This is a genomic window from Beijerinckia indica subsp. indica ATCC 9039 (genome assembly GCF_000019845.1).
Classification (GTDB): Bacteria; Pseudomonadota; Alphaproteobacteria; order Rhizobiales; family Beijerinckiaceae; genus Beijerinckia; species Beijerinckia indica.
The window spans coordinates 1-25,325 of the sequence record NC_010581.1; the positions used below are offsets into that span (position 1 = coordinate 1).

A 25,325-nucleotide genomic window follows, 5' to 3' on the forward strand; every position below is an offset into this window, starting at 1 on the left:
TTAACAGATGGCGAATACTCCCTCGGCCAAAAAGGCTGTCCGTAAGATCGAACGCCGCACGGCGATCAATAAATCGCGTCGCAGCCAGATGCGGACTTATATCCGCAAGGTCGAGGAGGCGATTGCTTCCGGTGATGCCGCCGCTGCCACTTCCGCTTTGCAGAGCGCCGCTCCCCTCGTGATGCGGGCCGCGCAAAAAGGCATCGTTCATAAGAATACTGCTTCTCGCAAGGTTTCGCGGTTGAGCAAAAGGGTGAAAGCCCTCGCCTGAAAGTTGTTCTCAGGTAAAACATGATCCAGCCCGGCTCCGCCGGGCTTTTTTATTGTCTTTCTTGCTCTTGTTCCTCTTGCTCTTGGCCTTCCGGCCCGACGCCTCGGCACTGCCCGATTCCCAAGGCTGAAAAGGTGATGCATGACGCATCGGATCCCCTTCATCGACGCCATTTCTCGAGTCGCCAAAGAGGGGATGGAAGCCTTTCACAGCGCCGCATTGGCGGTCGAAAAAGGGCCCGAAGCGCTGCAAAAGAGCCCGAATTTTTTTTCGTCGCACGGCTACGCCGCTCAGATAAAATTAAGTCTGATCAATGGGTTGAATGGAAAGCACGGGGGTGCCTCATCAATGGGCTGGGTTGACTCGGGGTCTGGCGCGATTCGATTTGGACCAACCGTAACCTTCACCATTGGTCCCCAGCCCAACCCCGCCGTTTTTGGGTCCATTAGAGAGGTGGGGAATCAAACGCTTAGATGAGTCAAGCAAAAAGCGGCCGATTTCGAGTTTATGAATCCTTATCAGCCATTGCATTTTCATGTTCGGCGCGGCTTGCGGCCCCCCTTTGCTATGATAATGTGACTGAACCCGGCGAGATGCTTTGCTTGAGAGGCCCGGACAGAGACGCCCGGGCAAGGGGCGAAAGCATTTCCTAAGATTTTTCCTTCATAAAAGGCGAAAGATGCAATTCTTTGCTCGCAATCCTTTTGCCTCCAGTCTGCGTCAGAATGGAGAATATCTTTCTCGCCATGGGTTGTTTATTGTTATTCAGAAATGAATTGGGCATAAGATATATGCCAATTCTGTTTCTTTATTGAAAGATTTCCCTTCTTATTATTCGCGTATACGTTGTGTTGCGTTGTTTATGGCAAAATAAGGCTGTTTCTGTTTTGCAGGATCTTAACGTGATCTTGCAGAAGGTACGGGTTATTGGGTGTGTTCAACGCGAAAAAGGCGGAGGGAGGATATATGGCTAATATACAACGTGTGACGCCATGTCCCCTGGTCAACGGTTCTCGCTTCACGGATCGGTTACAAACCGGTCTTAGAGGGACACGTGACCCAATCGCCGATGGGAATAAAGGACTAAGAAACGTGCAATACCGAGAGGCGCGACGAGGCAAGAGCCGAAGAGATTCGGGAAGAAGCGATGGCGATGCGCCACGTTGAAATCTGCCTGCGGCTGAAAGCAAAGCTGTTTGGACGCCTCTGTTCCTAATTTTACGACAGAAGAATGAAAATGCCGGATGCGCGTGGACTTATGGCTCTGCCACAACAGATCGAAGACGACAACGAGACGGGACGTAGGGTGAACCTTGGGGTGAACAAAGACGAAGCCTGGGAGCGAATCTGCCGCAGGCTGCGCGCCGAACTCGGTGAAGATGTCTTTGCGTCCTGGTTCGGCCGTCTCGAGCTCGATCAGGTTGCCGATGGCACGGCCTTTCTTTCCGTGCCGACGAAATTTCTGAAGAGCTGGATACAGTCGCATTATACCGACAAGATTCTGGCGATTCTTGCCGATGAATTTGGCAATGCCAAACGCATTTCCATCGGCGTGCGCCCCACGAGCCGAGTCGGGCGCTCCTTTCCCGCCGATGCCGAACGCGACAATTCTCCTGAGAATGCTGAACCAGCCGCGCGGCCGGCGCGGTCGCCCGTTGGCGCGGAAGTGAAATTCTTCACGGGCCCGGACAAGAAAACAGTTCGCGAGATAAGTGATGCCGAAGCGCTCAATGGTTCGCCGCTTGACCGGCGCCTGAGCTTTGCCAATTTCCTCGTCGGACGCTCGAATCAATTGGCCTTTGCCGCGGCCAAGGGGATTGCCGCGGCTGATCCCAATGATCCGCTCTTATCGAATCCGCTCTATCTTCACGCCTCGGTGGGGCTCGGCAAGACGCATCTTCTGCAAGCCATCGCCCATGATGCCATGATCATGAAGCGGCGCGTCATTTATCTGACGGCCGAAAAGTTCATGTATGGCTTCGTGGCCGCGCTCAAGGCGCAGACGGCGATCGCCTTCAAGGAAAAATTGCGGACGATCGACATTCTCGTCATCGATGATGTCCAGTTCCTGCAAGGCAAATCGATCCAGCAGGAATTCTGCCATACACTCAATGCCTTGATCGATGCTGGCCGGCAGATCGTCATTGCCGCCGATCGCCCGCCGGCCGATCTCGAAAGCCTCGACGAACGGGTCCGTTCGCGTCTTGCTGGCGGTCTTTGCGTCGAAATGGGCGCGCTCGACGAGGCTTTGCGGATCAAGATCCTCGAGACCCGGATCGGCGCGGCCAAGCTCGTCCATCCTTATTTCGATGTGCCGCAACCGGTCATTGCCTATGTCGCGAGTGTCATCCAGACCAATGGCCGCGATCTCGATGGCGCGGTCAATCGCCTGCTCGCCCATGCCTCGCTCACCAGCGTGCCGCTGACCATTGAAATCGCCGAGACCGCGATCAGGGATCTGGTGCGCACCAAGGAGCCGAAACGGGTTAAGATCGAGGAGATCCAGAAACTCGTCGCGAGCCATTTCAATGTGAGCCGCGCCGATATTCTCTCCTCGCGCCGCACGGCCAATGTCGTGCGGCCGCGTCAGATCGCCATGTATCTTTCAAAAATCATGACCCTGCGCTCGCTGCCGGAAATCGGCCGCCGGTTCGGTGGACGCGATCACACGACAGTGCTGCATGCAGTGCGCAAGATTGAAAACCTGGCCTCGACCGACAATCATTTGTCCGAGGAGCTCGAATTGCTCAAACGCATGCTGATGGAATAGAAAGATTCTTTCAGCTTGTGAGAGACTCATGCCCGCCAGAAAGTCCGCCGCGTCTTTCTCCTCCAGATCGTGCGGAAGACAATCTGGCGGGAGGAAATCCGCATGATGCCGCCGCGCCTGCGCATCCTCGGCATTGACCCTGGCTTGCGCAATATGGGCTGGGGCATTGTCGAACTTCTGGGTTCGAATCTCACCTATGTGGCAAGCGGCGTCGTGCATTCGGATGGCAAGGGTGAACTCGCCCATCGCTTGAAGGATTTGCACGTGGGGCTCGCCGGTGTCATCGACGCCTATACACCGCATGAAGCCGCGATCGAGGAGACGTTCGTCAATCGCGATCCGCAATCGACCTTGAAGCTCGGGCAGGCACGCGGAATCGCTCTGGTGGTGCCGGCACTGGCCGATCTCGCGGTCGCCGAATATGCCGCCAATCTCATCAAGAAAACAGTGACGGGCAATGGCCATGCGGAAAAGCAACAGGTCGCCATGATGGTCAAGATCCTGCTGCCCAAAAGCGATGCCGGCAGCGCTGATGCGGTCGATGCGCTCGCGGTCGCCATTACCCATGCGCAATTGCGGCGCAATCCCGCTGCTCTCAAAAGCCAAGCTATGATTGGTCAGGGGCGATGATCGGCAAGCTGACCGGCCTCGTGGATAGCCAAGGGGAGGATCATGTGATCCTCGACGTGCAGGGCGTCGGCTACATCGTCTTTTGTTCGAGCCGGACTTTGCGGCTCCTGCCGAAGCCCGGCGCGTCGACCGCGCTCCTCATCGAGATGCAGGTGCGCGAGGATGCGATCAGACTTTTTGGCTTTCCCTCGGAAGTCGAGCGCGACTGGTTCCGCCTGTTGCAATCGGTGCAAGGCGTCGGTGCGAAGGTTGCGCTCGCTTTGCAGGGCCTGCTCAGTGCCACCGAGCTTGCGCAGGCGATTGCCCTTCAGGACAAAGCCTCTCTTGGCCGTGCACCTGGAGTCGGCCCGAAACTCGCCGCCCGCCTCATCACGGAATTGAAGGATAAAATGCCGGCGCTCGGGCCGGTCGATTCCCTGACAGCAAAGCTCACTATTGCCGAAGCAGAGGGTACGGCGCCTGTCGCCGCGCAAGACGCGATCACCGCTCTCGTTAATCTCGGCTATGGCCGGCCTCAAGCGGCGGCGGCTGTCGCGACATCGCTCGAAGCTTTGGGAGAAACGGCGCCGCTCGCCGATTTGATTCGCCGCGGCCTGAAGGAATTGGCGCGGTAGCTTATCTACAGGCACTGGTGGCTGATGATGCGCTCACGCCTTGCCGTGATGCACGGCTTCGGCATTTGCATCGAGCGGCCAGCGTGGTCTCGCGGCAAAGGTCATGTCGTCGACGAGGCCGAGATTCAGGCGTTCGACCCCGGCCCAGGCGATCATCGCGCCATTATCGGTACACAGCGCTGGCGGCGGCAGGACCAGGCGCAGGCCGGTTTCTCCGCAAAAGCGCATCAGCGAGCGGCGAATCGCACCATTGGCCGCAACACCACCCGCCACGACCATCGCATTGGAAGCACCAACCTGTTCACGGAAGAGGCGCAGGCCCGCACGGCTGCGATCGATGATCGTATCGACGATGGCCGCCTGGAACGAAGCGCAAAGATCGGCAACATCGGCCTTGGTCAGGGGCGCGATGCGTTCGGCCTCTATGCGGATCGCCGTTTTCAGACCGGACAGTGAGAAATCAGGTTTGGCCCGCCCGAGCATGGGACGCGGCAGATCGAATCGGGTGGGATTGCCGTCCTCAGCCATTTTTTCGACCTGCGGTCCGCCGGGATAGGGGAGGCCCAGCATTTTGGCCACTTTGTCGAAGGCCTCGCCGATCGCGTCATCGACCGTCGAGCCGAGCCGCAAATAATCACCGACGCCTCGGACCGCGATCAATTGCGTATGGCCGCCGGAAACCAGAAGCAGGAGATAGGGAAAGGCGATATGATCGGTCAGCCGCGCGGTCAATGCATGGGCTTCGAGGTGATTGACCGCGATGAAAGGCTTGCGGGCGGCCAGCGCCAAGGCCTTGCCGAAGGTCAGACCGACCATGACACCGCCGATCAGGCCGGGACCGGCGGCGGCGGCGATGCCGTCGAGATCGTTGAGCGAGACATGCGCGCGCTCGAGCGCGCGTTCAACAAGGCGGTCAAGCACGTCGAGATGGGCTCTGGCGGCGATTTCCGGCACCACGCCGCCATAGGCGGCATGTTCGGCGATCTGGCTCATGACTTCGTTGGACAGGATTTCTCCCGCCCCCTCGGGGGTCAGCCGCACGATGGCGGCGGCTGTCTCATCACAAGTGGTTTCAATACCGAGGACAAGCATGCTATCGACCTAAAATCTCGCGACCTGAATCTCGCGACCTAAAATCTTGAATTTTCCGGCCTTGACCGTGAAGTTTGGGAAAGGCGGAAGCCGCCGCGCAACGCCCAATCATCACCAAGGCCAATCCTCATCAAGAATGAATGTTGGCATGAGTTATGTCGAGGAATAGCACGATCGCTAACCCGCCGATAGATCAACCCCTTCCCCGTCTGCGGCTCGGCACGCGCGGCAGCCCGCTGGCGCTTGCCCAGGCGCATGAGCTGGCAGATCGTCTTGCCCGCGCGCATGGCTTTGCGAAAGAAGCAGTTGCCATCACGATCATCCGCACGAGCGGCGACATGATTCAGGACCGGCCCCTTTCCTTGGCGGGAGGCAAGGGCCTGTTCACCAAGGAACTCGATCAGGCCTTGATCGAAGGCATGGTCGATCTCGCCGTCCATTCCGCCAAGGACCTGCCGACCATCCTGCCGGAAGACCTCATCATCGCCGGCTATTTGCCGCGCGAGGACGTGCGCGATGTCTGGATCTCCCCAAAGGCCGGCCATCCGCGCGATTTGCCGCCGGGCTCTGTCGTCGGTACGGCCTCGCTGCGGCGCGGTGCACTTTTGAAACGGCTGCGCCCCGATCTCGAAGTCAGATTATTGCGCGGCAATGTCGAGACGCGGCTCGCCAAACTGGCCGCCGGGGAGGTCGATGCGACTTTACTGGCACTGGCTGGCCTCCGTCGCCTCGGCCTTGCCGACAAGGCGACACAAGTGCTGGCGATCGAGGATTTTCTGCCCGCCGCCGGGCAGGGCGCGATCGGCATTACGACACGGCGGGATGATGCGGCCACCCTGGCGCTTCTCGCGCCGATTCTCGATCCGGCGACTCATGTGGCGCTCGCCGCCGAGCGCGGCTTCCTCACCGTGCTCGATGGGTCCTGCAAAACGCCGATCGGTGCTCATGCCACGGTCGAACACGATCAAGTCACTTTGCGCGGCATCGTCTTGCGGCCGGATGGATCGGAATGGTTCGAGGCCTGTGAAAGCGGTCCCCTTGAAAGCGGTTCCCTGGAGGCGGCGCGGGAATTAGGCGAAACCGCAGCGCGCGCTATTCTGGCGCGGTTGCCGGAAGGATTCTTCCAAGAGAGCGCCCAAGAAAATGCCCAAAAAAACGCTAAGGAGTAGAGAGCGTGCTGGTTCTGATCACGAGGCCTTTCGAGGAAGCCCTGCGCAGCGCCGCCAAGCTCGAGGGAGCCGGCTATTCCGCGCTCTTGTCGCCGGTCCTCACCATGCGCGCCACGGGAGCCTCCTGGCCCGAGGGCGTCGTTGATGGCGTGATCGCGACCAGCGCCCAAGCTTTCGATCTTTTGGTTCTGCGGCCTGAATGGCCCTTGCCGGAAGCGCTTCGTCTGATGCCGCTATGGCTCGTCGGAGATCGAACGGGCGATGCGGCGCACCGCAAGGGATTTGACGGTCCGGTACGATTAGCTCCCCATGCGAAACTCCTAGCGCAGGAAATTACCGCCGCCCTTTCGCCGCCAGCGCGCCTCATCTATCTCGCAGGCCAGGATCGCAAGCCCGATCTCGAAAAGAAATTGAGCAAGGCGGGTCTGACCGTTGAAGCCCAGGAAATCTACGCCGCGGAGGCGGTTGACCAATTGAGCGATATCGCCCTTGAGTCCTTGAGGCGCAATGATGTTGGCGCGGCCATGCATTATTCACGGCGCAGCGCCGAGATTTTTCTTGGCCTGATGCGGAAGGCCGAACTCGATCCGGCGACATTCGTGCATATCTGCATGTCGGAGGATGTGGCTGTGCCGCTGAAAGATGCCGGTTGCGCGACGCAGGTAGCCGCAACCTCGAATGAAGAAGGCATGCTCGACGCGCTTAAGGCCATAGCCGCCGCGCGGGAGTCTTCTCGGGAGTCTTGATCCAATGCACGGCCATGGTCTCGATGATCGATGTCGCGGCGTTGCAATCGTCATCGGTGCACATGCCGATGCATCGTGACTCCGCGCTCGCGGTCGAGGCGGTCAGCCATGCTTATGGCAAAAGACGCGCGCTTGACGAGGTCTCCTTCACCGTCGCGCCCGGCCATTTTACTGTGCTGCTGGGGCTCAATGGCGCGGGCAAGAGCACGCTTTTTTCCCTGATCACGAGGCTTTATGCCACCCAATCCGGGGCGATTTCTCTTTTCGGTTTCAATATTGCGCATGATCCTGGGGAAGCCTTGCGCCGACTCGGCGTCGTGTTTCAGGCCCGTACCCTCGATCTCGATCTGAGCGTTGCGCAAAATCTCGCCTATCATGCCGCCTTGCATGGATTGTCCCCGCACGAGGCGAAACAACGCGCCGCTCAGGTTCTGAGGCAAGTTGCGATGGGCGACCGGGCCGATGATAAAGTGCGCGATCTGTCGGGCGGTCAAATGCGGCGCGTCGAAATTGCCCGCGCGCTTCTGCATCACCCACGTCTGTTGCTGCTCGACGAGCCCACCGTCGGGCTAGACGTCAAGGCGCGCGCCGAAATTCTCAGCCATGTCCGTGCCCTGGTCGCCAAGGACGGTGTTGCGGTTTTATGGGCGACGCATCTGCTTGATGAAGTGGACCCAGGCGATGATGTCGTGATCCTGCATCAAGGCCATGTGCTTGATCAGGGCAAGGCCTGCGAGATCTCGATGCGTTCCGGCATCCAAAATATAGCGGAAGTCTTTACCCGGTTGACCGGGAGCGGCGGCCGATGAGCAACGGATCCACGGCCGCGCATGGCTTCAGCCTCAGACAATATTGGATCTGCCTCAAAGGGATTATCTGGCGCGAGACCTTGCGTTATCTGCATCAGCGCGAGCGTTTCATATCCGCATTGGTGCGCCCGCTTGTCTGGCTGTTCATTTTCGCGGCGGGGTTTCGCGCCGGGGCTGGCCTCCCGTCCATGCCCCCTTATGCGGGGCCTGTCCCTTATGAGATCTATATTGCGCCGGGGCTGATGGCCGTCATTCAGCTCTTCAACGGCATGCAATCCTCGCTTTCAATGGTCTATGATCGCGAGATGGGAAATATGCGGATCTTGCTGGTGAGCCCCTTTCCGCGCTGGTTCCTGCTCAGCGCGAAGCTCCTCGCCGGAACCATGGTCTCGCTGCTCCAGGTCTATGCGTTTCTGGCCATTGCCTTTTTCTGGGATATCGGACCGCCCGACGTCTGGGGCTATGTCGCCGTCCTGCCGGCCTTGATTCTTTCGGGACTGATGCTCGGCGCGCTCGGCATGCTTTTGTCATCACTCGTCAAGCAGCTTGAAAATTTTGCCGGCGTGATGAATTTCGTCATTTTCCCGATGTTTTTTGCCTCGACCGCGCTGTATCCGCTCGCGCGTGTTCAGGAAGGCAGCCCCAAACTGGCGTTTATCAGTGCGCTCAATCCGTTCACCCATGCGGTGGAATTGATCCGCTTCGCCTTTTACGAGCAGTTCGAGCCTCTGGCGCTGGCCGTCGTTCTGGGGGCGACGCTTATCTTTATGGGCGGGGCGATCCTCGCCTATGATCCGGCGCGCGGCATGCTCGCGCGCCGGGGAGAGTGAGAAACAAGCTCGATCTTACTTTTTGGCGCCGGTGGCGTCGAAGGTCGCGAGATAAGCGGTGAGATTGTCCTGATCGCTTTCCTTCGGCAGGCCAGCGAAGATCATCTTGATGCCAGGGAGCTTGGCCTTGGGGTTCTTGATATAGTCCTTGAAGGTCGCTTCATCCCAGGTCAGACCGGAATTCTTCATCGCATCCGAATAAGTATAACCCTCGGACGTACCCGCCTTGCGGCCGATCAGCCCGTTCAGTTCCGGACCGACGAAATTCTTGGCGCCCGGTCCGATCTGATGGCAGACCTTGCATTTGGTGGTGAAGATCTTCTCACCGGCTTCGGGATCGCCGGCGGCCAGCACGGCGGTGGCGCCGGCCAGGCTCAAAAAGGCAGCCAGGGAGAAAGAAACAGTTTTGATCATCGGTATATTCCTATCGGCTCATGTCGCTAGAGCAATATGACTCGGGTAGAAATACCCGAGTGCATGAAATTGTTCATTCATCCAACACTCTAGAGCATGATGTGTGAACGGATGGTCCGCGTCGTGCTCTAGCCGCCCCCAGAATCGGACGGAGGCCGGAGGAAGGGCCACGTTGGGGCCGGCAACCTCTAGCGCGAGACGAGGCGGCAAGACAATCCACGCGGCGGGTCTGGTCCGGTAACGGAAAGATCAACTTATCTCCCTGAACGGACGCTTAAGCTGAAATTTTGAGCTGGAAATGGGGTCTCAGCACATCGCAGAAGCGCTCTTGCGCTCTGCCCCATGGCGTCGTTTTGTCTCATAATTCTTTAGGCCGTTTCGTGCCGAAACCGGGGACTTCACGCGAGGGCGCGCGCAGCCTCCAAGACAGCCTCGGCATGGCCGGGTACTTTCACCTTGCGCCAGATCTTGGCGATCTTGCCATCGGGGCCGATGAGGAAGGTCGTGCGTTCGACGCCCATATATTTGCGGCCATACATGCTTTTCTCGACCCAGACGCCATAGGTTTCGAGCATGGCTTTCGTTTCGTCGGAACCGAGCGCGAGATCGAGCTTGTGCTTGGTCTTGAACTTGACGTGGCTGGCGACGGAATCAGGCGAGACGCCGAGGATGTTCGTCCCTGCCTTGTCGAAATCACCCTTGAGGCCATTGAGATCGATCGCCTCCTTGGTGCAGCCGGATGTATCGTCCTTGGGATAGAAATAGAGAACGAGCTTTTTTCCCGCGAAATCGGCGAGGGACAAGGTCCCGCCACGATCATCTGGCAGGTGAAATTCTGGCGCCGTGTCACCGGCTTCCAGTTTTTTGCTCATGATAACATCCTTTCGTCTCATTGAACGTCTACTGCATCAAGCCTGAAGGAAGCTGTTCCGCCCTAGCTCAATGCGCAGTATTTATAATGGTTTATGATATTGCTCAGGCGTCCGCTCAAGAAGCAATGTTCAAAGATCACTGCGCCAGGGCTTCGATGGAGGTTGCCGCTTCGTTTGAGCAGGGCTTCGCATTTTGGAGGCGGCTTGGCGCGCCATCTGTCGTTTCTGGCGGCGCATCAGGAAAAGGTTCATAAATTCGTCGCTTCGAAGCTTATTCTTGTTGAAGAATTGTCCTAGAGCATGGTTTGTCAAACTGAAATCGGGTGTCAGGCTCCAATTTCTGAAAACCCATCGATTTGATCGCGAAAGGCGTTTCCCCTTTCGGCCATGATGCTCTAGCTTTTCTCAAAATGTTTCTGTTCGTTGCAGGGGTCACCACCTTTTGGTCGATCATTTCGAGGACATGCCAAAACGGCACGCGAGTCAGATCGCCCAAAGGTCCCAGGGGCTTCCTTTTCATGGGGCCTCTCCAGGGTCCGACCAGGAGGCCGCGCGGGAACCTTGCCATGATGCCGTTTCTCCGGCCGTTCCCTTGACCCATGCCGTTCCCCCGGCCCATGGCGCACGCAAACGACGCTTCGGGCGCAAAAGCTTATTCGGCCGCAGAGGTTTGGCGCGCCGGGCCGTGACCCTCTGCGGCGTTCTCACGGGTCTCGCCTTCATCACTATACTCGTTGGTGGTCTATTCTATCTGCGGATCGGACAAAGACCCGTTCTGATCGAAAGCCTGGGACCGCGGATCGCCAGCGCCCTCGACGATCGTTTTGGTCATGGCTACCGATTCTTCCTCGGTCCCACGACCTTGACCCGGCATGGTTTGCGGCCGACCTTGAGCCTGGACGGTTTCTCCCTGCGCGAGGCCACGGGCGATAAGGAGGACGGGCACGATGAGAGCCGGGAAACCTCCGGCAATCTTCTTCTGAGCGCGCCGCGCGCCGAGGTGTCGATCGATTCCTGGCCATTGCTGCTCGGCAAGGTCGTTCCCAAAAGACTCGAAATCTTCGACGTTGTCCTGCACCTTTCGGTGACACCCGAAGGGACGCTTGCTCTCGCCTCGGAGACGCATCCGGACGCCCCCGTCGTGATAACTCCGACGGCGCCCCCGTCCACCGCCGATGTAAAGAATGTTCCGCCGCAATCGGGAACCGCCGGCGCGGCGGCGCGTCCCGTCCTCGTCAAACAAATGGGATCGGCCATCAGGCTTCTGGTCGATACATTGACCAATCCGGAAAGCCCGATCGCGGCGATCGACAAGGTTGGCATCACCAATGGAAGGCTGATCGTTGACGACCGGACGAGCAATCAGACGCTGACTTTCGAGAATGTGACCCTTGCCTTCAACAAGAAGGGGGAAAAGACCACGTTCGAACTCTCGGTCGAGGGGCCGAATGGGCGCTGGAGCGCGGGAGGCGTGGCGAGCGGCACGCCGAATGCGCCCCGCCGGCTCGAATTCCAACTCGATCATCTGTCTCTCGACGAGATCCTCCTTGCCACTGGCGTGCGGTTGATCGGCGCCGATTTCGATACGCCAATTGCGGCGGGCTTTACGCTTGCCCTCGGCGCCGATGATAAATTGCTCGAAGCCTCAGGCCATGTCGATCTGAGCCCCGGTTTCGTGCGGCTCGATGATCCCGATGCCGAGCCCATGCTGGTCGACCGGCTCGATAGCCGTTTTCACTGGGACCAGACGACACGGCGCGTGCTCATTGACGAGGCGCGCCTTGATGCCGGCCCCTCGCATTTCTCGTTCGGTGGCGCCATGGCCTTGCCGCGCATCGAAAGCGAGCCCTGGACGCTTTTTCTCAAAAATCTCGCACCGGTCATCTACGGGCCTGAACGTCCGAAGGAACAGCCGATCGTCCTCGACGACGCGCAATTCACCGGCCGGCTGATGCCGTCAGAAAAGAAATTCATTCTCGATCGTTTCGCCATCAACAGCGCCAACAATGGTGGCCTCGCCATGGCCGGCACCCTCGATTGGATCGATGGACCCCATCTGCGTCTCGGCGCTTCCATCAACCCGACGCCGGTGCATACGGCCTTGCGGCTCTGGCCGTCCTTCATCACGGCGCCGATCCGTGCCTGGTCTCTCGCCCATATGACCGAAGGCACCGTGCAGTCGGGGACGATGCAACTCGATTATGACGCGGACACGCTGAAGGCCTTGCGGGCGGAACAGCCCATTCCCGACAGCGCGGCTTTGCTCGATTTCACGATCACCAAGGCCGCCATGGAATTTTTGCCGGGCGTTCCCGCCCTGCGCAATATCGAGGGAACCGGCCATATTACCGGGCGCACGGCGCTGATCACGCTCGGCGGTGGCTTCATCGAGACGGCCAACGGCCAGCGTCTTCTCGTCAGTGATGGCAGTTTCAAGGTCGAGGATTTCGCCATCAAGCCTGTCCCGGCGGTGGTCGCCGCCAAAATCTCGGGTCCGGCCGAGGTGGTCGGTGACCTCCTGTCGCGCGAGGCTCTCAAGGCCTATGCCACTTTGCCGCTCGATCCGACGACGATCAGAGGCCAGATCGACGGCAAGATGCAGCTCGACATGAAGATCGGACCGGAGACCGGGCCGGGCGATACCGTCCTCCACGTCAATGCGATGGTCAATAATTTCTCCGTCGACCGCCTGCTCGGCAAGGAAAAGCTCGAGAATGCCACGCTCGCCGTTATCGTTGAGCCGGAGGGGCTCAAGGCCACCGGCCAGGGCCATCTCTTTGGGGCTCAGGCGACTCTCGACATGACGAGGGCCCCCGGCAAGCCAGCCGAAATCAATGCCAGTCTCGCCCTTGACGAAGCCGCGCGTGCCAAGATGGGCATGAGCATGCAAGGCCTCACGGGCACTATCGGGGCGCATCTGGCCACGACGCTCGCCAATGGAGAAAAACTGAAGGGCCAAGTCGAACTCGATCTCACGAAAGCCGGCATCGATGGCCTCCTCCCCGGTGTCTCGAAACCGCTCGGCAAGCCTGCGAAGATCAATCTTCTCGCCATCATCAACGACGAAGGTCTCACCCTCGATCAGATCGTTGTCGATGCCGGTCCCTTGCAGGCGAAGGGGAGCATCGACCTCAATGCCGACATGGGCCTCATCGGCGGCAAGTTCGGGCTCCTGCGGGTCTCGCCGGGTGATGACATGAAGGCCGAATTGCTGCGGACCGGCGACACACTCAAGGTGATCATGCGCGCAACGACGCTCGACGCCCGGCCGTTTTTGAAAAATATCGTCTCCTCGCCCCCGGAATCCGGTCCTCTGGCCGCCCCTTCTTTGTCCCACGATGCCGCCAAGGACATGAGCGCATCAATCAAGACGGTCGATATCGATCTGAAGGCGGATGTCTTGACCGGCTACAACAAGCAGGTGTTGAGCGGTGCTGATCTGCATCTCGTCAAACAGGGCGATGACCTGAAGCAATTTTCCTGCGCCGGGCGGTTTGGGCGCGATACGATCGCCGGCAATCTCACGCCCGGCAATGCCAACCCTGGTTCAGGCGCGCCGCAGCTTTCGCTCTCGACCCAGAATGCCGGTGCGCTCCTGTCCTTCATCGATCTCTACAAACATATGGAGCGCGGCCGGTTGGGCGTGACCTTACGTTTCAATGGCGAGACGCTGGCCGGTGCCTTGATGATCGACAATTTCCTGCTGCGCGACGAGCCCGCCATGCGCCGCCTCGTGAGCGAGGCGGTTGATCAGGAAAAGGGCGCCAATCAACGCAATATCGACGCGAATGCGGTCTCCTTCCACAAGCTCCAGGTGCGTTTCCAGCGCTCCGGCACGCGTCTCGATCTCCAGGAAGGGACGATGTATGGCGATGCGATCGGCCTGACCGTCGATGGCTGGCTGGATTATGTCCATGATCGCGTGGACATGCATGGCACATTCGTGCCGGCCTTCGCGGTGAATAATCTGTTCTCGCAGATTCCGGTGTTCGGCATTCTGCTCGGCGGCGGCGCGAATGAAGGCCTGTTCGGCATCAATTACCGTATCAGCGGCGCGGCCAGCGCCCCGACCTTGAGTGTCAATCCGCTCTCCGCCATAGCGCCCGGCTTCCTGCGGCAGATGTTCGGTGTCGGCGATCAGATGCCGGCCATCGGTCAGCCATAAGCTATATAGCCGTGATCATTTTTAGTATTGAATGCAAAATTGTCCGAATTCCGATCAGATTATTTCAAATCCAAAGGTATTTGCTAAGCTAACCTACGCATTTCTGTAATAGTGCCTGACTATGGTCCGCCCGTCCAAACTGAGTGACGGGGGACATGTCTTTCATGACACGCATACTTGCAGCAAGCAAACGCATCACCGCCAGCACGACCGCCTTGGCGATTGCGTTGATGTCGGCCGGCTTTTCATCTCCGAGCTTGAGCGCCGAGGGGCCTACGCCTTCCGGCACGGTGACACCGATCAAGCACGTTATCATCATCGTCGGCGAAAACCGGTCTTTTGACCATGTTTTCGGCGCCTACCAGCCGCCAAAAGGCGAGACGGTCTATAACCTGCTTTCGCAGGGCATTATCAAGGCCGATGGAACGCCAGGCCCCAATTTCGCTCTCGCCAAGCAATATCAGGGTAGCCTGCAGGCGCCCGCGAAATATTCCCTGGTTCCGACGTCCAAGACCCCTTATCAGGTCCTGCCGGCGCCCAATACGGGGGGAACGCATACGGCGCCCAGCGATGCCAACCCGCCGCCCTTCGCCTCCCTGGCGCTCGCAACCCAAGCCGAATCCGCTGCGCTGCTTCCGGAAGATCTCCAGCTTCTGACCACGGGCGCGAGCGGCTTGCCGAAAGGCGTCGTCGATACACGCATTGCCAATGCGACTAATTTGCCGAGCGGGCCGTTCCAACTGACCCCGAGCCTGCCCTATGACGCTTACGCCGCGGGCGCGGTGCATCGTTTCTATCAGAATTGGCAGCAGCTCGATTGCAGCATTGCCCATGCGACGAAAAAGAATCCGAGCGGCTGTCTCGGCGATCTCTTCGCCTGGGTGGAAGTCACGATTGGCGCCGGCAGCAATGGCAAATCGCAGCCGACTGGTTTCAATGACGAGACGACCCATGAAGGCGCTAGCGCCTTGGGATTCTACAATACGAATAATGGCGATATGCCCTATTTCACCGCGCTCGCGCAGACCTATGCGCTCAGCGACAATTATCACCAGCCGGTCTCGGGTGGTACCGGTGCCAATAGCATCATGCTCGGCACCGCCGATGCCATCTATTATACGGATGGCCAAGGCCATGTCGCGACGCCGCCTGCCAATCAGATCGAAAATCCAGATCCCGCGCCAAGCACCAATAATTGGTACACGCAGGATGGCTACAGCGGCGGCTCCTACAGCAATTGTTCCGACCCGACTCAGCCAGGTGTCGGCGCCATCATCAGCTATCTCCGGTCGTTGCCCCATAAGCCAAGGGCGAATTGCGCGCCGGGCGCCTATTATCTGCTGAATAATTATGATCCCGGTTATAATGGTGACGGCTCTCTCCATACGAGCAATCCCTTCACCATTCCGCCGTCGCCGGTGCATACCATCGCCAACAGGCTTAACGAGAAAGATATCTCGTGGAAATATTATGGCGAGGGTTGGAATTCATTCGTCGCCAATAGCCCCTTGAGTGTTTATTGCAACATCTGCAATCCGTTCCTTTATCAAACCGCGGTCATGACCAACCCGTCTGCTCGCGCAAAGAATCTGAAGGACACGACGGATCTTTATAGCGATATTGCGAGCGGCGAACTGCCGGCCGTTTCCTATGTCAAACCCGGTGGGCTGCTCGATGGTCACCCCACTTCGTCCAAGTTCGATCTGTTCGAGGCCTTCACCAAGAAGATCATTCTTGCGGTTCAAAACAATCCGAAGCTGTGGGCGGATACGGCCATCTTCGTCACGGTCGATGAAGGCGGCGGTTACTATGATTCAGGCTATGTCCAGCCGCTCGATTTCTTCGGCGATGGTCCCCGCATTCCCTTGATCGTGGTTTCGCCCTATTCCACCGGCGGTCATGTGGTGCATACCTATTATGACCATGCCTCGCTGCTGAAATTCATCGAACGCAATTGGAGCCTTCAGCCGATCACCCATCGCAGCCGCGATAATCTGCCCAATCCGGTGGCTGAAGACGAAAACCCCTATGTTCCGGTCAATAGCCCGGCGATCGGCGATCTGTTCGAAATGTTCGATTTCGGTAAAAAGGGTCACTAACATGAAAAGCCATCACGCGTGATTGCGACGCGTGAGTTTGAGGCGTCAAACTGATACCAGCTCTTGATGAGCATGACTCATCAAGAGCTGCCCCCGCGACGGCGGGGCGGCGGCTTTCCGCCGAACCTTTCTGATCGCGATAGGTCGTGATCAGAAAGACTTGGTATCGCCTCATCAAGACATTCGGCATCGGAGAGGAGGATCTTCCTGTCCGATGCCTTTTTCTTTGAAAATGCATTAATTTTTTCCAGAGGGATGCCTGGTTTCGATTTGATGGTGTAGAGCTTCCTCTTTTCCATCCGAAACGGAGGATGTGTGTACGCCCCTTTCAAGAAACTGGCTCTCTGGAGCCTGATCCTCGTTGGCGTGAGCCTCGTCACCTTTCTCGGTGTGCGCATTTATGACACGCAGCGCGGGGACCCTCTTGAGCCATGGCATGAATTCGTCCCGCATGAGATGACATCGGACGCTTTGGATCATGCCAGTTTCTCGGCTTATCTCGACGCGGAGAAAAAGATTTTTGGCGAAATCCGGCATCATGTCACCGAGGCGCTGCCGGAGAGGGACCGCGTGCCCTTCAACCGTTATTTCGAAAACAGCCCCGTCTTTCCCGAGCATTTCCAGACGGATTGGAACCGCTCCTATGTGCTTGAACCCGAAGGCACGCCCCTCGGCGCCGTGGTGCTCCTGCACGGCCTGACCGATTCACCCTATAGCCTGCGCCACATTGCGCGATTTTATCGAGACCATGGATTCGTCGCCGTGGCGATCCGTCTGCCCGCCCATGGCACTGTCCCCGCCGCTTTGACCGATGTCACCTGGACGGATTGGCTTGCCGCGACGCGGCTGGCCGTGCGCGAGGCCGACCTCCGCGTCGGGCCTTCAAAGCCGCTGCATCTTGTCGGTTTCTCGAATGGCGGCGCGCTGGCCTTGAAATATGCCCTCGATGCGATCGAGGACCCGAAACTCCGGCGGCCCGACCGGTTGGTTCTGCTGACGCCGATGATCGGCATCACACGTTTTGCCCGTTTCGCCGGCATGGCCGGCTGGCCGGCCCTGCTGCCGGCTTTTGCCAAGGCGGCCTGGCTCGGCATCGTGCCGGAATTCAATCCGTTCAAATATAATTCCTTCCCGGTGAATGGAGCGCGCCAGTCCTTCCAGTTCACGCAAGCCATTCAGCGGCAGATCGATCGCATGGCAAGCGAGGGACGGCTCACGGACCTCGCCCCCGTTCTGACCTTTCAGTCGATTGTCGATTCCACCGTCTCGACGCGAGCGATCATTTCGTCCTTTTACGCGCGGCTCCCTGCCAATGGCAGCGAACTCGTCCTGTTCGACATTAATCGCAACGCCAAATTCGGCCAGCTTTTGAGCACCGCTTCGGAAACCGCTTTGACGCGTTTGCTGCCGCCCGCCCCAAGACCCTTTCGCACAGTGGTCATCAGCAATGTCGATCCAGACAGTAGTGAAGCGGCTGCCGTGGTAACGGAAGCGGGCGCGACCGAGACGCAATCCATCCCGCTCGGCCTTTCGTTTCCGCAGGGCGTGTTCTCGCTGTCGCATGTCGCCTTGCCCTTTCCGGTGACCGATGCGCTTTACGGCCTGCAACCGGATAATAGCGAGGATTTTGGCGTGCATCTTGGCGCCATCCCGCCGCGTGGCGAAAGGGGCGCCTTGATCGTGAGCCTCGATAATCTCCTGCGTATGTCGTCCAACCCGTTCTATCCCTTCATGATCGATCGGATCGCGAAAGGCTTGCCGGCGGGATCGGAGACGAGGGCCAAGGCCGCGCCATAAAGTGTGTTCTCGGAAGCGCGTTCTGATGCTCCGCTTTTGAGGAAAAGGTGAGGCGTCCCGATCAGGGGGACGCTGACCCTTTCACCCCAGCATCACTTTGAGGATCGTATCGGCAAGCTTTCCGAAAGGGGGCCGCAATAGGCTGGCGGCATTCCATCGTCCCTGTTCAAAAATGCCCTTGGCATGGCTTAGGGACCGGAAGCCTTCGATTCCGTGATAGGCGCCCATACCGCTCGGGCCGATGCCACCGAAGGGCAGATCATCCTGCGCATAATGCATCATCGTATTGTTGATCGTGACATTGCCGGATGTGGTGCGCATCAACATTTTGCGGCGATCCTCATCATTGCCGCCGAAATAATAGAGCGCCAGCGGACGCGGTCGTGCATTGATAGAGGCAATCACGTCGTCGATGTCATGATAGGAAAGGATTGGCAGGATGGGGCCGAAGATTTCTTCCTGCATGATCCGCATGCTGTCGTTGACACCGAGCACGACTGTCGGCGCAAGCGTATGAGGCCGGTTGTGGGCCTCGTCCGGTTGCTTTCCGACTTCAATGACACGAGCCCCTTTTGCACGAGCATCCTCAAGCAATCCCTTGAGCCGGGCGGAATGATGCTCGTTGATGATGGATGTATAGTCCTTGCCGGCAGGCCCCTCCGGATAAAGCGCGGTGACGGCCTTGTCATAGGCCGTGACGAACGGCTCGATCGCGTCGGCTGGCATCATCGCATAATCGGGGGCAATACAGGTTTGCCCGGCATTGGCGAGCTTGCCATAAGCGATGCCGGATGCTGCTTGGTCGAGCGGATAGTCTTTCCCGACGACGACGGGAGATTTGCCGCCGAGTTCCAGAGTGACGGGCACGAGGTTGTCGCTGGCGGCCCGCATCACGGCGTGTCCGACCTTTGTGCTACCCGTGAACACAAGATGATCGAACGGAAGCGCCGAGAAGGCCGCTCCCACAATGGCATCGCCTGTCACGACGGCGACCTGTTCCTCGGGAAAGATGTCCGTCAGCATCGCCGCGAGAAGGCTGCTCATCGCTGGTGTGAATTCGGACGGTTTGAGCATCGCCCGGTTGCCGGCGGCGATCGCCGTTGCGAGCGGCATCAGGGCCAGCGAGAGAGGATAGTTCCAGGGCGCCATAATGCCGATGACGCCCAGCGGCTGGTATTCGATGCGTGCGCTCGCGAACCGCATTTGCGGCGCCACATGCCGCCGCAATGGCCGCATGAAGCGGCGCAGGTTTCGAGACAGATAATCAATGCCCTGAATAAGCGTCATGATCTCCATGATCGCGGTTTCTTGGCGGGGGCGATGGCCAAAGTCGCTTTCAATCGCGCGCTCGATCTCGCTCCGCCGCGCGAGAATGGCGGTTTTGAGCGTTTTCAGATCAGCCCGGCGCTGGTCGAGCGACGGGGGACCGTCACGCAGAAAGGCAGCGCGCTGGAGGGCAAGGATCTCGCTGGGCTGGCTTTTGGTCTTGGTGGCGGCGATGGTGTTCATGGCTCACCTCGAATGTTGACGGCAGCAACTTTAGAATTGGCTTAACCCTTTAAAGTTATCACTGTCAACATATATGTTTGGTGGATGGTTCCGAGGCAGCATGCAGGACAAAACCGATCGTCCCTATCATCATGGCGACTTGAGGCGCGTGGTCATCGAAACAGCCATGGCCATGTTGCATGACGAAAAGAATTGGCAGTTCACGCTTCGGGAAGTCGCACGCCGCGCCGGTGTCAGCCATGCGGCTCCCTATAAGCATTTTGCCGACAAGGCTGCCCTCCTGGCGGAACTGGCTATGCTTGGCTTCGACCAGTTGCGCGAAGCCATGGCGGCGGCGAAGCCGCTTCCATGTCCTTCCATACAGGCCGAATTCTTCGCCGTGGCGCAGGCCTATCTCCGGTTTGGGGTGTCTCACTCAGCGCTTTATCGGCTGATGTTCAGCGCGGATGCTGGCCACGCCGGAGATGTGCATCTCGGCGAAAGGGCGCTCGCAGCCTTCGGCCTATTGATTGACCTCCTCGAGCGCGGGCAAAGAGAAGGCGTTTTTCGCAAAAGGCCGGTGCGCAGTCAGGCCGCCGCCTGCTGGGCACAGGTGCATGGGTTGACACTGCTGACGATCGACGGGTTGCTTCTTCCCGAAAAGGTTGGCCCCGATGCACCCGAGGCCGCGCTGGTCACGCTGCTCGAAGGGATAGAGATCTCACGGGATGAACCGACGGGGGTCTAATGGGCCTTGGTGGCAGGACCAAACGGAGTTTGACACTATGAATACATCTGCAAAGTCTGGATAAAAGAACCAGAAAGATTCATCATCAACCGCTCCATCAATTCATGGGACCATACATCTAGGAAACGTAGCCGGCCTTAGCCGATGATCTGCTTGAGGCTCTTGAGGTCAGCCAAAAACTCTTCCCGCATTTTGGTCGTGTAAATGCGGGCGATTTTCCCTTGGTTCTGGCGCTCAACGATCTTCTTCAGGTCCGACAGGCGCGATTTCCACGTCATACCGTCCGTGACAAAGAGTAGCCAGGTATCCCGCCGCATCGCGGCGATGATGGCATCGAGGTCACCGATGATGTCTGTCATCTTCGAGCCGGTCGCGCCATAGCCCTTCACCTCGATGACGATCCGGGGGCGATACCGGTCAGGCACAGCCACGTCGCATTTCGCAGATTTGTTGTCGGCGCCCGTGAAGGTGCAACGGGTCTCGTAATGATCGCCGAAGACTTCCTTGACCATCGCCTCAGCGAAATCTTCCAGACCCCGGCCGCGCTTTTGACCAGAGATCGCAGACCCGCGTCCAGAGCGCAAGCGCTCGACGAGAATGTCACTCCAGACCGGCTTGTAGTTGATCGCGGTCGCCATGGCCTCCGGCAACCGCAACCGCTCCAGCGCTTCAAGAAAAGCGTCCGGCTCCGCCTTATAGCGTTTAACGCCGGTTCCACCTGTGCCCAGCTCACGCTTTAGCTCGGCCTCCATGGTGTCTTTCGACAGTGCGAGGAAGAGCCGGGCGCATAGGAGCCCTTCATCGAAATTCCCATCGAGCAGAGCGGCCATGTCATCGTGGCTGTAGCTTTCCTTCTTTGGAAGATCCGTAAGACGTGCGATTGCGTTGGCCGCCGTCTCGTCCATCCAATCGACGGTCAGCGGGCTCAGGCTTTCAACGACCTCATCGAGAGTCTGATCTTTCTGCTGCATTAGGATCCAACAATCAGATATTCAGTTACAGATGCCCGTTCAACGCCGCCATGCGTACCGAAGTGATAGCGGTGCGGTTTCTCAAAGATGCGTACGGTGCTCTTGTATTTCCGCATCAGGCTTTCAAGTTGGTCGAGATCGGGATAGCCATTCGAGCTGTAGGACAGCGCAATTTTGTTGGCCTTGAACTGGTTGAATATTTTGTCGAAGGCATCAACCGCCGTTCGGCGATAACTAAAGGGCGTGTATTTCTTGGCGATTTTCCGGACTTTGGTCGATGTGTCCACAGGCAAGCCCTGCCAGTAACAGGACAGCCCTTCAAGGAAATGATAGCGCTTGATGTAGCAGTTATCGTCCGAACGAGGAACATAGGGGGGATCGAGATAAACGAGATCGACCTTGCGGCGCGGCAGTTCAAATACGTCTGAACGCAGAGCCTGATTTTTTCTGCCATTGTCGAATACGGCAGCGTTATAAACTTCTATCTGCTCCAGGAAATGCTCTTCGATTGACAGGCGGAGGTCGCGGCGGCCATCATCATAGTGAGAAAGATCGCCCGAGATCGTGAAAACGCCGCGTGGTTGGCGCTTCAGGCACGACCGAAATAGTGCGGCAAAGGCGAGTGCTTGCTGGTGGGGGTTCTGGAGCTGACGGATATTGCCGGACACTCGATCAAGAAAGCGTAAATCCTCTGGTGTGTAGAAAACGCCGCCAAAGGTGCGCTCAATGAAGCGATGTGCGGCTGGAGAGCGATCAAGGAGGCGCTTGATCGCCCGGTCATCGAGGTGAACATGATTGTTCTCGACGGTGGCGCGCGCCACGGTACTGGTGAAGTTCAGAAAATCCGACGCGGCGACGCGGCGACCCATTGCTTTCATCAGGTAAGAGACACAGCCGGTACCCGAGAAGGGATCTAGCGCACTCTCGAAATCGACGAGATTCAGGGTCTCAAAAATCCACGGCAGCAGGCGGGTTTTTGACCCCATGTAACGCAGATCAGGATAGAGCTTAGCGCGCGTGGGAAGCTCCAATCCAACGGGTGGCCGACCCTGGAGGATATATACATTTTCAGCTTGAGTGAGCGCGATAGGCTTCATAGCTTCATTGTGACGGAGATGACGGCCAAACGGAACACCAAAATGGAAATAAGAACTGGCATGCAAAGGCCTACGTTGGGCAATCCTCGCCAGGCTCATCCGAAATCTCATTCGGATGAATTTGACGATCGAGAGAGAGCTTTCACCCATCGGCGAGGCGCAGCAACACATGCTTTTTGCGCCCGAGTGACAGTTTCGCGCCGGCCTCTATGGCTTCAATGGTGATGACGGCCTTTTCATCGGTAATCGGCTGATCGTTCAGCCGCAGGCCACCGCCTTTGATCTGGCGGCGCGCTTCACTAGTCGAATTTACGAGTCCCGCCTTCGCGAAAGCCGCCAATATGCCGAGCCCTTCGGCCGGAATCTCGTTGGTCTGCAAGATGACGCTCGGCAGGCTCGCGGCGACCACGCCTTCCTCGAAGGTCTGGCGCGCTGTGTCGGCGGCGCGCTCGGCTGCCTCGCGTCCATGCACCATGGCCGTGGCCTCGGTCGCCAGGATTTTCTTCGCTTCGTTGATTTCGGCGTCTTGAAGGGCCTCGAGACGGGCAATCTCGTCGAGCGGCAATTCGGTGAAAAGCTTCAGAAAACGGCCGACGTCGCGATCCTCGCAATTGCGCCAGAACTGCCAATAATCGAAGACCGGCAGCATGGCTTCATCGAGCCAGACGGCGCCCTTGGCCGTCTTGCCCATTTTGGCGCCCGAGGCGGTGGTGAGGAGAGGCGAGGTCAGGGCATAGAGCTGGGCGGTGCCCATGCGACGGCCAAGATCGATGCCGGTGACGATATTGCCCCATTGATCCGAGCCGCCCATCTGCAATTGGCAGCCGTAGCGTTTGTGCAGCTCGACGAAATCATAGGCCTGGCAGCACATATAGTTGAATTCGAGGAAGGATAGTTCCTGATCGCGTTCGAGCCGCAGTTTGACGGAATCCATCGACAGCATGCGGTTGACCGAAAAATGCCGGCCGACATCGCGCAGGAAGTCGATGTAATGCAGGGCCGTCAGCCATTCGGCATTATCGGCCATGAGCGCATCGGTCTTCCCTTCGCCGAAATGCACGAATTTGGAAAAGACCTGCTTGATGCCCTGCTTATTGGCCTCGATTTCCTCCAAAGTCAGGATTTTGCGACTTTCGTCCTTGCCGGAGGGATCACCGACCCGCGTGGTGCCGCCGCCCATCAGCACGATCGGCTTGCCGCCGGTCTTTTGCAGCCAGCGCAGCATCATGATTTGCACCAGTGAGCCGACATGCAGCGAAGGCGCCGTGCAATCAAAGCCGATATAGGCAATGAGCCCACCGCTTTTCGCCTTTTCATCGAGTCCAGCGGGGTCCGAGCATTGGTGCAGGAAGCCGCGTTCCGTCAGAATGGCGAGAAAATCGGATGCGGGGGGGATATCCTTGGACACGGCTTTTCCTGGCTCGTAAAGCAAAGTTAAATGGTAGGGGCCTATATCCGGGCAGGATGGCCAATCGGCTGCAAGTTTGAGGCGAAAAATGGACGCGGGCAGCCTTAGCGCCGAGCTACGAGAGGGTCAACGGGAAAGGCTCCGAGAAAAGCCGGGAGAAAAAGCCTGGGGCACACTGGTCAAGGCGATCGGGCTGATGAGCGGCACATCCATGGATGGGATCGACATCGCTTATGTCGAAACCGATGGCCAGGATGTGGTGAAATGTGGTCCGAGCGATTTTGCCCCTTATTCGGACGCTGAGCGCGCCCTCCTGCGCGCTGCCATGGCGGATGCGGCGGCGCTCATCGGACCTTCGTCCAAACGCGAGGAACGGCCGGGCTGTCTGGCTGAGGCCGAGGCGATGGTGACCCAGCGGCATGCGGCGGTCGTCGCGGCCTTTCTCGAGCGGGATGATCTCGCGGATAAACCGATCGATCTCATTGGCTTTCACGGCCAGACCGTCCTGCACCGGCCGGAACAGGGTCTGACCATGCAAATCGGCGACGGTGTGGCGCTCGCGGACACATTGGGCCTGCCTGTTGCCTATGATTTTCGGGCCGCCGATGTCGCGGCCGGCGGCGAGGGGGCACCCCTGGTGCCGATCTTTCACCAGGCTTTGGCGCGAGCCTCGGGTTTTGCGGGGCCTGTACTGATCGTCAATATTGGCGGCGTCGCCAATGTAACTTATGTCGCGCCGGGCGAGCCTTTGATGGCCTGTGATGTCGGTCCCGGCAATGCCCAGATCGATGATCTGATGCGCGCGAGATGTGGTCTCGCCATGGACCCGCAAGGCGCCTTTGCCGCGCGGGGCGTGGTCGATGAAAGGATCTTGGCGGATCTGCTCGCCCATCCCTTCTTCCGCGCGCGGCCCCCGAAATCCCTCGATCGCAACGCTTTTTCAAGTCAGGCGATCGAAAATCTTTCAACGGAAGATGCCGCGGCGACGCTGACCGCCTTTACCGCCGCTGGCATTGCGAGCATTCTGCCTTTTCTTCCCAAACCTCCTGCCCGCGCGATTGTCTGTGGCGGTGGCGCGCGCAATCTCGTGATGATGGAGGTTTTGCGCCAAAAACTTGGCTGCGCGGTCGAGAGTGCCGAGGCCTTCGGGTGGTCGGTCGAGGCCATGGAAGCTCAGGCCTTCGCTTATCTCGCGGTTCGCCGCAGAGCCGATCTGCCGATCAGTTTCCCCCTCACCACGGGTGTGGCGCGGCCCTTGCCCGGTGGTTTTCTGGCTTTGCCAGGGCATGATACCAACGGTCATGATCGATGACCGTTGGACCGCTCTTGAATTTT

The 25,325-nt window shown here is 58.6% G+C and carries 21 protein-coding genes; 14 read left to right on the forward strand and 7 right to left on the reverse strand.

Features of this window, described 5'->3' with window-relative positions:
- Positions 1 to 7: 7 nt before the first annotated feature.
- The 5 genes from rpsT (at position 8) to ruvA (ending at position 4,285) form a co-directional block, all read left to right on the forward strand.
- Positions 8 to 271, forward strand: a complete 264-nt coding sequence (gene rpsT, locus BIND_RS00010) for a 30S ribosomal protein S20 (RefSeq protein WP_012383018.1) — start codon at positions 8 to 10, stop codon at positions 269 to 271.
- Between the two features lie 141 nt (positions 272 to 412).
- Complete coding sequence (locus BIND_RS00015; RefSeq protein ID WP_012383019.1) at positions 413 to 748, forward strand: hypothetical protein; 336 nt, start codon at positions 413 to 415, stop codon at positions 746 to 748.
- Between the two features lie 760 nt (positions 749 to 1,508).
- Positions 1,509 to 3,041 carry a chromosomal replication initiator protein DnaA gene (gene dnaA / locus BIND_RS00020; RefSeq protein WP_012383020.1) on the forward strand — a complete coding sequence of 511 codons (1,533 nt, stop codon included), beginning with the start codon at positions 1,509 to 1,511 and terminating at the stop codon, positions 3,039 to 3,041.
- Between the two features lie 102 nt (positions 3,042 to 3,143).
- Complete coding sequence (ruvC, locus tag BIND_RS00025) at positions 3,144 to 3,671, forward strand: crossover junction endodeoxyribonuclease RuvC (protein WP_012383021.1); 528 nt, start codon at positions 3,144 to 3,146, stop codon at positions 3,669 to 3,671.
- The gene (ruvA, locus tag BIND_RS00030) at positions 3,668 to 4,285 is read left to right on the forward strand and encodes a Holliday junction branch migration protein RuvA (RefSeq protein WP_012383022.1); all 618 of its coding nucleotides are present in this window, start codon (positions 3,668 to 3,670) and stop codon (positions 4,283 to 4,285) included. The genes ruvC and ruvA overlap by 4 nt, the downstream gene beginning before the upstream one ends.
- A 33-nt stretch (positions 4,286 to 4,318) precedes the next feature.
- Here the strand turns inward: ruvA and tsaD are convergent, their stop codons facing one another.
- The gene (gene tsaD / locus BIND_RS00035; protein ID WP_012383023.1) at positions 4,319 to 5,377 is read right to left on the reverse strand and encodes a tRNA (adenosine(37)-N6)-threonylcarbamoyltransferase complex transferase subunit TsaD; all 1,059 of its coding nucleotides are present in this window, start codon (positions 5,375 to 5,377) and stop codon (positions 4,319 to 4,321) included.
- Positions 5,378 to 5,532: 155 nt separating this feature from the next.
- Here tsaD and hemC point away from each other — a divergent pair, with 155 nt between their 5' ends.
- Genes hemC through BIND_RS00055 form a run of 4 tightly spaced genes read left to right on the forward strand, consistent with a single transcriptional unit; the run spans position 5,533 to position 8,931 of the window.
- Positions 5,533 to 6,546 carry a hydroxymethylbilane synthase gene (gene hemC, locus BIND_RS00040; RefSeq protein ID WP_012383024.1) on the forward strand — a complete coding sequence of 338 codons (1,014 nt, stop codon included), beginning with the start codon at positions 5,533 to 5,535 and terminating at the stop codon, positions 6,544 to 6,546.
- Between the two features lie 5 nt (positions 6,547 to 6,551).
- Positions 6,552 to 7,292 carry a uroporphyrinogen-III synthase gene (locus BIND_RS00045; protein ID WP_012383025.1) on the forward strand — a complete coding sequence of 247 codons (741 nt, stop codon included), beginning with the start codon at positions 6,552 to 6,554 and terminating at the stop codon, positions 7,290 to 7,292.
- 23 nt (positions 7,293 to 7,315) lie between these two features.
- Entirely contained in the window at positions 7,316 to 8,101 is a 786-nt protein-coding gene (locus BIND_RS00050; RefSeq protein WP_148210692.1) for an ABC transporter ATP-binding protein, read from the forward strand.
- Complete coding sequence (locus BIND_RS00055) at positions 8,098 to 8,931, forward strand: ABC transporter permease (RefSeq protein ID WP_012383027.1); 834 nt, start codon at positions 8,098 to 8,100, stop codon at positions 8,929 to 8,931. Before BIND_RS00050 ends, BIND_RS00055 begins: the two co-directional genes overlap by 4 nt.
- Before the next feature lie 15 nt (positions 8,932 to 8,946).
- On the opposite strand, the gene BIND_RS00060 is transcribed toward BIND_RS00055, so the two are convergent.
- Positions 8,947 to 9,345 (reverse strand): c-type cytochrome, encoded by a 399-nt coding sequence (locus BIND_RS00060; RefSeq protein ID WP_012383028.1) that lies wholly within the window; start codon positions 9,343 to 9,345, stop codon positions 8,947 to 8,949.
- 398 nt (positions 9,346 to 9,743) lie between these two features.
- Positions 9,744 to 10,217 (reverse strand): thioredoxin-dependent thiol peroxidase, encoded by a 474-nt coding sequence (gene bcp, locus BIND_RS00065; protein WP_012383029.1) that lies wholly within the window; start codon positions 10,215 to 10,217, stop codon positions 9,744 to 9,746.
- A gap of 463 nt (positions 10,218 to 10,680) precedes the next feature.
- Between bcp and BIND_RS00070 the strand changes: the two genes are divergently transcribed.
- From BIND_RS00070 to BIND_RS00080, 3 genes are all read left to right on the forward strand, one after another.
- The gene (locus BIND_RS00070; protein WP_148210520.1) at positions 10,681 to 14,382 is read left to right on the forward strand and encodes a DUF3971 domain-containing protein; all 3,702 of its coding nucleotides are present in this window, start codon (positions 10,681 to 10,683) and stop codon (positions 14,380 to 14,382) included.
- A gap of 155 nt (positions 14,383 to 14,537) precedes the next feature.
- On the forward strand, positions 14,538 to 16,481 hold the full coding sequence (locus BIND_RS00075; protein ID WP_012383031.1) for an alkaline phosphatase family protein: 1,944 nt from the start codon (positions 14,538 to 14,540) through the stop codon (positions 16,479 to 16,481).
- Positions 16,482 to 16,796: 315 nt separating this feature from the next.
- Positions 16,797 to 18,278: an alpha/beta hydrolase gene (locus BIND_RS00080; RefSeq protein ID WP_012383032.1), complete on the forward strand. Its 1,482-nt coding sequence runs from the start codon at positions 16,797 to 16,799 to the stop codon at positions 18,276 to 18,278.
- Between the two features lie 81 nt (positions 18,279 to 18,359).
- On the opposite strand, the gene BIND_RS00085 is transcribed toward BIND_RS00080, so the two are convergent.
- The gene (locus BIND_RS00085) at positions 18,360 to 19,787 is read right to left on the reverse strand and encodes a coniferyl aldehyde dehydrogenase (protein WP_012383033.1); all 1,428 of its coding nucleotides are present in this window, start codon (positions 19,785 to 19,787) and stop codon (positions 18,360 to 18,362) included.
- 100 nt (positions 19,788 to 19,887) lie between these two features.
- On the opposite strand from BIND_RS00085, the gene BIND_RS00090 reads away from it, so the two are divergent.
- Positions 19,888 to 20,514 carry a TetR/AcrR family transcriptional regulator gene (locus BIND_RS00090; protein WP_012383034.1) on the forward strand — a complete coding sequence of 209 codons (627 nt, stop codon included), beginning with the start codon at positions 19,888 to 19,890 and terminating at the stop codon, positions 20,512 to 20,514.
- A gap of 137 nt (positions 20,515 to 20,651) precedes the next feature.
- Here BIND_RS00090 and BIND_RS00095 read toward each other — a convergent pair whose 3' ends face one another.
- From BIND_RS00095 to tyrS, 3 genes are all read right to left on the reverse strand, one after another.
- Entirely contained in the window at positions 20,652 to 21,419 is a 768-nt protein-coding gene (locus tag BIND_RS00095; protein ID WP_244395926.1) for a DpnII family type II restriction endonuclease, read from the reverse strand.
- Between the two features lie 65 nt (positions 21,420 to 21,484).
- Complete coding sequence (locus tag BIND_RS00100; protein WP_012383036.1) at positions 21,485 to 22,681, reverse strand: DNA adenine methylase; 1,197 nt, start codon at positions 22,679 to 22,681, stop codon at positions 21,485 to 21,487.
- Between the two features lie 43 nt (positions 22,682 to 22,724).
- Complete coding sequence (gene tyrS / locus BIND_RS00105) at positions 22,725 to 23,990, reverse strand: tyrosine--tRNA ligase (RefSeq protein ID WP_012383037.1); 1,266 nt, start codon at positions 23,988 to 23,990, stop codon at positions 22,725 to 22,727.
- An 88-nt stretch (positions 23,991 to 24,078) separates the two neighbouring features.
- Here tyrS and BIND_RS00110 point away from each other — a divergent pair, with 88 nt between their 5' ends.
- A complete protein-coding gene (locus BIND_RS00110) occupies positions 24,079 to 25,302 on the forward strand; it encodes an anhydro-N-acetylmuramic acid kinase (RefSeq protein WP_012383038.1) in 1,224 nt (407 codons plus the stop codon).
- Positions 25,303 to 25,325: the final 23 nt, after the last annotated feature.

Coding starts and splice junctions, on each gene's coding strand:
- rpsT (WP_012383018.1), top strand. CDS start 8: ATGGCGAATACTCCCTCGGCCAAAAAGGCTGTCCGTAAGATCGAACGC.
- BIND_RS00015 (WP_012383019.1), top strand. CDS start 413: ATGACGCATCGGATCCCCTTCATCGACGCCATTTCTCGAGTCGCCAAA.
- dnaA (WP_012383020.1), top strand. CDS start 1,509: ATGCCGGATGCGCGTGGACTTATGGCTCTGCCACAACAGATCGAAGAC.
- ruvC (WP_012383021.1), top strand. CDS start 3,144: ATGATGCCGCCGCGCCTGCGCATCCTCGGCATTGACCCTGGCTTGCGC.
- ruvA (WP_012383022.1), top strand. CDS start 3,668: ATGATCGGCAAGCTGACCGGCCTCGTGGATAGCCAAGGGGAGGATCAT.
- tsaD (WP_012383023.1), bottom strand. CDS start 5,377: ATGCTTGTCCTCGGTATTGAAACCACTTGTGATGAGACAGCCGCCGCC.
- hemC (WP_012383024.1), top strand. CDS start 5,533: ATGTCGAGGAATAGCACGATCGCTAACCCGCCGATAGATCAACCCCTT.
- BIND_RS00050 (WP_148210692.1), top strand. CDS start 7,316: ATGATCGATGTCGCGGCGTTGCAATCGTCATCGGTGCACATGCCGATG.
- BIND_RS00055 (WP_012383027.1), top strand. CDS start 8,098: ATGAGCAACGGATCCACGGCCGCGCATGGCTTCAGCCTCAGACAATAT.
- BIND_RS00060 (WP_012383028.1), bottom strand. CDS start 9,345: ATGATCAAAACTGTTTCTTTCTCCCTGGCTGCCTTTTTGAGCCTGGCC.
- bcp (WP_012383029.1), bottom strand. CDS start 10,217: ATGAGCAAAAAACTGGAAGCCGGTGACACGGCGCCAGAATTTCACCTG.
- BIND_RS00070 (WP_148210520.1), top strand. CDS start 10,681: ATGCCAAAACGGCACGCGAGTCAGATCGCCCAAAGGTCCCAGGGGCTT.
- BIND_RS00075 (WP_012383031.1), top strand. CDS start 14,538: ATGTCTTTCATGACACGCATACTTGCAGCAAGCAAACGCATCACCGCC.
- BIND_RS00085 (WP_012383033.1), bottom strand. CDS start 19,787: ATGAACACCATCGCCGCCACCAAGACCAAAAGCCAGCCCAGCGAGATC.
- BIND_RS00090 (WP_012383034.1), top strand. CDS start 19,888: ATGCAGGACAAAACCGATCGTCCCTATCATCATGGCGACTTGAGGCGC.
- BIND_RS00095 (WP_244395926.1), bottom strand. CDS start 21,419: ATGGACGAGACGGCGGCCAACGCAATCGCACGTCTTACGGATCTTCCA.
- BIND_RS00100 (WP_012383036.1), bottom strand. CDS start 22,681: ATGAGCCTGGCGAGGATTGCCCAACGTAGGCCTTTGCATGCCAGTTCT.
- BIND_RS00110 (WP_012383038.1), top strand. CDS start 24,079: ATGGACGCGGGCAGCCTTAGCGCCGAGCTACGAGAGGGTCAACGGGAA.